Here is a 6,073-nt window from a genome sequence, read left to right on the forward strand (position 1 = left end):
CGCCACGGTGACCACGCGCGAGGCCCGCGACACGCAGCGCATGCTGTCGCAGGCCTTGCAGCAGGAAGTGAAGACGCAGTCCGAGCCCACCGTGACGGTGGATGCCTCGGGCCTGGCGCAGTTCGATTCGGCGGCGCTCGCGGTGCTGCTGGAGTGCCAGCGGCTGGCGACGGCGTTTGGCAAGGGATTTGCCGTGCGCAATGCACCGGTGAAGCTGGCTGAGCTGGCTCGGCTGTACGGTGTGGATGGGCTGTTGCTGAAGGCGTCTTGAGCTTGTCGCGGTGCGGCGCGKCGCGTCGCGTCGCGGCGGGTGAGGGGCTGGGCTGGGGGCTCATGCCTCGGCGGTCGGCCCTGGCGGGCCGACTCCACGAAGAAGCTCGGCTTCGTGGGTGCATCGCCAAACTCCCTCCGCTCACTGCGTTCGCTGTGGTCAAACAGTGGCGATGAGCATGTCTACGAAGCGCGCTGGCGCGCGCCACCCCCGAAGCCGACCTTCTTCGTCGCCTCAGAAATCGCCCCCAGCCCAGCCCCTCACCCGCCGCGCCGCTAAGCACCACCAACTCTTGTTGGAGGGAAAAGAYTGAAGTGACCGACRAGCATGCGAGCGTTGGCGCGCTCGTCGGTCACTTCAATCTTTTCCCCCCACCCACGCCTTTGCCGCACAAGAGCTCCGCAAGCAAGCTACTCAGCTTGTGCGTACCGCTTGGCGCGCAGATTGCGCTTGATCTCTTGCAGCATCGGTCGCAGCTCGCTCCCCAGCCGCAGCGCCACCCCGGTGGTCAGGATGTCGATCACGATCAGGTGCAACAGCCTCGACACCATCGGGCTGTAGCGGTCGTAATCCTCCGGGTGGTCGGCTGCCAGCAGGATCTGGCTGCTGCCGGTCTGCCCGATCACCGCCAGCGGCGAGCCGCTCGCGGTGATCACGATCGTCGTCGCGCCCTTCTTGCGCGCGATCTCGGCCACGTCGATCAGGTCGCGGCTGCGGCCCGAGTTCGAGATGATCACGACGCAATCGCCCGGCTGCAGCATCGTCGCGCTCATCACCTGCACATGGCCGTCGCTGATCGCCAGCGCGTTGACGCCCAGCCGGAAGAACTTGTGCTGCGCATCCTGCGCGACGATGCCCGAATTGCCGACCCCGTAGAACTCGATCCGCCGCCCGGCGCGGCCGGCCTCGGCCAGCGCCGTGATCGCGCGGTCGAACGCCAGGCTCGCAGCATCGTTGCGGTACTTCAGCAGCGCACTGACCGCGTTGTCGACCACCTTGACGACGATGTCGCCCGGCTTGTCGTCCTCGTCCACCGCGCGGTGCACGAAAGGCACGCCCTCGTTGACGCTGCCGGCCAGCTTGCGCTTGAAATCGGCCAGCCCGTCGTAGCCCACGCTGCGGCAGAAGCGCACCACCGTCGGCTTGCTGACATGCGCCCGGTCGGCCAGCTCACTGACCGGCAGGCTCGCAAAGCTGCGGGCGTCGGCCAGCACCAGCTTGGCCACGCGCTGCTCCGCCGGCGGAAGCGCGGGGATCGACGCGCGAATGCGGTCCAGCATGGGGGATCCGGCGAGGTGCGCGCTTATTGCTCTTCGGACCAGGCGTAGCCGTCGCGCGCGACCAGCGCGCTCGCGGCCGCCGGCCCCCAGGTGCCGGCCGCATACGGGCGCGGGCCGGTGCTGTCCTTGCCCCAGGCGTCGAGGATCGGCTCGACCCAGCGCCACGCCTGCTCCTGCTCGTCGCTGCGCACGAACAGGTTCAGCCGGCCGGCGATCGCGTCGAGCAGCAGCCGCTCGTAGGCGCCCACGCGGTTCTCGGCGAAGGCCTTGTCGAAATCGAGGTCGAGCGACACCGGCGCGAGCTGCTCCTGCTGCCCGGCACCCTTGGCCGCCAGCAGGTGCAGCTCGAGGCCGTCTTCCGGCTGCAGGTTGATCACCAGCTTGTTCGCCGGGTTGTGGCCCGGGAAGATGCTGTGCGGCGTCGGACGGAAATTGACGACGATCTGCGCATCGCGCGCGGCCAGCCGCTTGCCGGTGCGCAGGTAGAAGGGCACGCCGGCCCAGCGCCAGTTCTGCACCTCGGTGCGCAGCGCGACGAAGGTCTCGCACTGGCTGCCCGCCGGCACCTTCACTTCCTGCAGGTAGCCGACCACCGGCTGCCCGCCGGCCGTGCCGGCACGGTACTGGCCGCGCACCACGTCGCGGCCGACGCTCTCTTCGGTGAACGGCTTCAGCGAGCGCAGCACCTTCAGCTTCTCGTCGCGGATCGCGTCGGCATCGTTGCGCGACGGCGGCTCCATCGCGATCATCGTCAGCAGTTGCAGCGCATGGTTCTGCACCATGTCGCGCAGCGCGCCGGTGCGGTCGTAGAAATCGCCGCGCGTGCCGACGCCGATCGCCTCGGCCAGCGTGATCTGGATGTTGGCGATGCTCTCGCGGCGCCACAGCGGTTCGAACAGCGCATTGCCGAAGCGCAGCGCCATCAGGTTCTGCACCGAGGGCTTGCCGAGGTAGTGGTCGATGCGGAACGCCTGCGTCTCGCTGAACACCGAGCGCACGACGCGGTTGATCTCCTGCGCGCTCTGCAGGTCGTGGCCCAACGGCTTCTCAAGCACCACGCGGATGCGCGGCGTGTTCAGGCCGGCCACGCCGAGCTGCTCGCAGATCTGCGGAAAGAGGTGCGGGCTGGTGGCGAGGTACAGCACCGCCGTGTCGGCATTGCGCTCCTCGAGCCACTGCTTCAGCCCGGCATAGTGCTCGGGCTTCGACAGGTCCATGCGGCGGTAGTGCAGCATGTCGGCGAAACGGGCGAACTCTTCATCGGTCGGGCGCTTGGCGCCTTCGACTTCTTGAAAACGCTCTTTCAGCCAGCCGCGGTACTTGTCGTCGCTCTGCTCGTCGCGGGCCACCGCGAGGATGCGGCCACCGGCCGGCAGCTTGCCGTGGCGGAAGGCCTGGAACAGCGCCGGCATCAGCTTGCGCCATGTCAGGTCGCCCGTGCCGCCGAAGAAAACGAGATCGAAAGACATGCCTGCCGCCTCAGTGGTGAAGTCGACGCATGCGGTCGACGATGTAATTTAGTTTCACCTGGATGATGCCCAAGTTTCCGGGCAGCGTCAACGAAACCCGCCCCGCACGAGGGGCGCCCGAAGGTGCATCATGCGGCCGGTGGAACTTCGGGTTACGTTCTGAAAACAAACCGTCGTCGGCGTGCTTGCGTGTCACGCCGAACGGGTTCTAATTTCCTTCCTGTGCTCAACAGCGTCTTGCCATGAATCAAATCGACCAGCTCAAGCAGTACACCGCCGTTGTCGCCGACACGGGCAACTTCAAGCAACTCGCGCAATTCGCGCCGAAGGACGCGACGACCAACCCGTCGCTGATCCTGAAAGCGGTGCAGCACGCCGACTACGCGCCGCTGCTCCAGGAGACGGTGGCCAAGCACAAGAGCCTGCCGCTCGAGGGCATCGTCGACCAGGTGCTGGTGCGTTTCGGCCAGGAGATCCTGAAGGTGGTGCCGGGCCGGGTGTCGACCGAGGTCGATGCGCGGCTGAGCTTCGACACCGCCTGCAGCGTGGCGCGGGCGCGCCGCATCATCGAGTTGTACGAGGCGGCGGGCATCGGCCGCGAGCGGGTGCTGATCAAGCTGGCTTCCACCTGGGAGGGCATCCAGGCGGCGCGCATCCTGCAGCGCGACGGCATCAACTGCAACCTGACGCTGCTGTTCTCGTTCTGCCAGGCGGTGGCCTGCGGCGATGCGGGCGTCAAGCTGATCTCGCCGTTCGTCGGCCGCATCTACGACTGGTACAAGAAGTCGGCCGGCAGCCAGTGGGACGAGGCGGCGAACGCCGGCGTCAACGACCCGGGCGTCAAGTCGGTGGCCCACATCTACAACTACTTCAAGAAGTTCGGCATCGCCACCGAGGTGATGGGCGCGAGCTTCCGCAACGTCGGCCAGATCACCGCGCTCGCGGGCTGCGACCTGCTGACGATCAGCCCCGAGCTGCTCGCACAGCTGCAGGCAAGCGAAGCGCCGCTCACGCGCCAGCTCGATCCGGCGAACGCCAAGGGCGCGAGCCTGCATGCGGCGACCTTCAACGAGCAGAGCTTCCGCTTCGCGCTGAACGACGACGCGATGGCCACCGAGAAGCTGGCCGAAGGCATCCGCGCGTTCGCCGTCGATGCCGGCAAGCTCGACAAGCTGATCGAAGGCCTGAAATGAGCAGCTTCCCGCGCTGCGACCGCACCTCGGCCTGGGCCGCGCTGTCGGGCCATTTCGAAGCGCACGGCCGTGACTTCGACATCCGCGAGGCGTTCTCGCGCGACGCGAACCGCTTCGCGTCGCTGAGCGTCGAGGCGCCGGAGATCTTCGCCGACCTGTCGAAGAACCGCGTCGACACCGCGACGCTGAAGTTCCTCGTCGAGCTGGCGCGCGAATGCGGCATCGAGGCGCAGCGCGATGCGATGCTGCGCGGCGACCCGGTCAACGTGACCGAGGGGCGGGCGGTGCAGCACGTGGCCCTGCGCGCGCCCGAGGGCGAATCGCCGTTCGGCCGCGAGGTGCATGCGGTGCTCGATGCGATGCTCGGCTACATCGAGACGGTGCGCGACACCGCGGCCAGCGGCATCCGCCACGTCGTCAACATCGGCATCGGCGGCTCCGACCTCGGGCCGCAGATGGTGGTGCCGGCGCTCGACACCTTCGTGCATCCGGGCATCACGTTCCACTTCGTCTCCAACGTCGACGGCCACGACATCGCGCCGGTGCTGCGCCGGCTGAAGCCGCAGGAGACGCTCTTCATCATCGCGAGCAAGACCTTCACGACGCAGGAGACGATGGCCAACGCGCATGCCGCGAAGGCCTGGTTCCTGGCGCAGGGCGGTGAAGACATCGACAAGCATTTCGTCGCCACCACCACCAACGTGAAGGCCGCGGCCGAGTTCGGCATCACCACCACGTTCGGCTTCTGGGACTGGGTCGGCGGGCGCTACTCGCTGTGGTCGGCGATCGGGCTGCCGATCGCGCTGGCCATCGGTGCCGACAACTTCCGCTCGCTGCTGGCCGGCGCGCATGCGATGGACCTGCACTTCGCGCAGGCTCCGCTCGAGAAGAACCTGCCGGTGCTGCAGGGCCTGATCGACGTCTGGTACCGCAACTTCCACCGCTTCACGAGCCGCAGCATGGCGCCGTACCACCAGGGCCTGAAGCGGCTGCCGGCCTACCTGCAGCAGCTCGAGATGGAGAGCAACGGCAAGCGCGTCGACATCGACGGCGAGCCGCTGCCGTTCGGCACCAGCCCGGTCGTGTGGGGCGAGCCCGGCACCAACGGGCAGCATGCGTACTTCCAGATGCTGCACCAGGGCACCGACGTGATCCCGGTCGAGTTCCTGCTCGTCAGGCGGCCGACGCATTCGCTGAGCGACCTGCACACCAAGCTGCTGGCCAACGGCCTCGCGCAGGCGCAGGCGCTGATGCTCGGCAAGACGACCGAGCAGGCGATGCAGGAGAAGGCGCCGACGGCTTCGGCCTCGCTCGACCCGCTGACGCTCGCGAAGCACCGCACCTTCCCCGGCAACCGGCCCAGCACGACGCTGCTGCTCGACGAGCTGACGCCGCGCAGCCTGGGCGCGCTGATCGCGCTGTTCGAGCACCGGGTGTTCGTCAGCGGTGCGCTGTGGCGCATCAACAGCTTCGACCAGTGGGGCGTCGAGCTCGGCAAGGCGTTGTGCAACGAGTTGCTGCCGCGGCTTGCCAGCGGCGACACGACCGGGCTCGACGGCTCGACCGCCGGGCTGCTGACCCGCCTGCGCGGCGGATGAGGCTGGTCTTCGATTTCGGCGGCGTCGTCTTCCGCTGGAAGCCGCACGAGTTGCTGCAGCGCGTGCTGCCGCAGCGCGCGATGGACGAGACGGCCGCCCGCGCGCTGGCGGCGGTGTTCTTCCAGGGGCATGGCGACGGCGACTGGGCGCAGTTCGATCGCGGCACGCTGGGCGAGGGCGAACTCGTGYCGCGGCTGGCGGCGCGCACCGGGCTCGATGCGGCGTCGGTGCGGCGCATCGTCGATGCGGTGCCGGCCGAGCT

The 6,073-nt window shown here is 68.1% G+C and carries 5 protein-coding genes and 1 pseudogene; 4 read left to right on the plus strand and 2 right to left on the minus strand.

Going from position 1 to position 6,073, the window contains the following annotated elements; all coding sequences use genetic code 11:
* Nucleotides 1-271: STAS domain-containing protein (locus AC1D15_RS15065; protein ID WP_477826612.1), on the plus strand; the 271-nt coding region annotated here is incomplete at its 5' end.
* A 410-nt stretch (nt 272-681) separates the two neighbouring features.
* Here the strand turns inward: AC1D15_RS15065 and AC1D15_RS15070 are convergent.
* Nucleotides 682-1,551, minus strand: a complete 870-nt coding sequence (locus tag AC1D15_RS15070) for a MurR/RpiR family transcriptional regulator (RefSeq protein WP_047500301.1) — start codon at nt 1,549-1,551, stop codon at nt 682-684.
* 23 nt (nt 1,552-1,574) lie between these two features.
* Complete coding sequence (gene zwf / locus AC1D15_RS15075; protein ID WP_047500303.1) at nt 1,575-3,020, minus strand: glucose-6-phosphate dehydrogenase; 1,446 nt, start codon at nt 3,018-3,020, stop codon at nt 1,575-1,577.
* Between the two features lie 242 nt (nt 3,021-3,262).
* On the opposite strand from zwf, the gene tal reads away from it, so the two are divergent.
* The 3 genes and pseudogenes from tal to AC1D15_RS15090 all read left to right on the plus strand — a co-directional run.
* Nucleotides 3,263-4,213 carry a transaldolase gene (gene tal, locus AC1D15_RS15080; protein ID WP_047500305.1) on the plus strand — a complete coding sequence of 317 codons (951 nt, stop codon included), beginning with the start codon at nt 3,263-3,265 and terminating at the stop codon, nt 4,211-4,213.
* Nucleotides 4,210-5,811: a glucose-6-phosphate isomerase gene (pgi, locus tag AC1D15_RS15085; RefSeq protein WP_477826613.1), complete on the plus strand. Its 1,602-nt coding sequence runs from the start codon at nt 4,210-4,212 to the stop codon at nt 5,809-5,811. The genes tal and pgi overlap by 4 nt, the downstream gene beginning before the upstream one ends.
* A pseudogene (locus tag AC1D15_RS15090) lies at nt 5,808-6,073 on the plus strand (HAD family hydrolase); the annotation flags it as partial. The gene pgi and the pseudogene AC1D15_RS15090, both read left to right, overlap by 4 nt.

It is taken from the genome of Rhizobacter sp. P2_H2 (genome assembly GCF_056403375.1).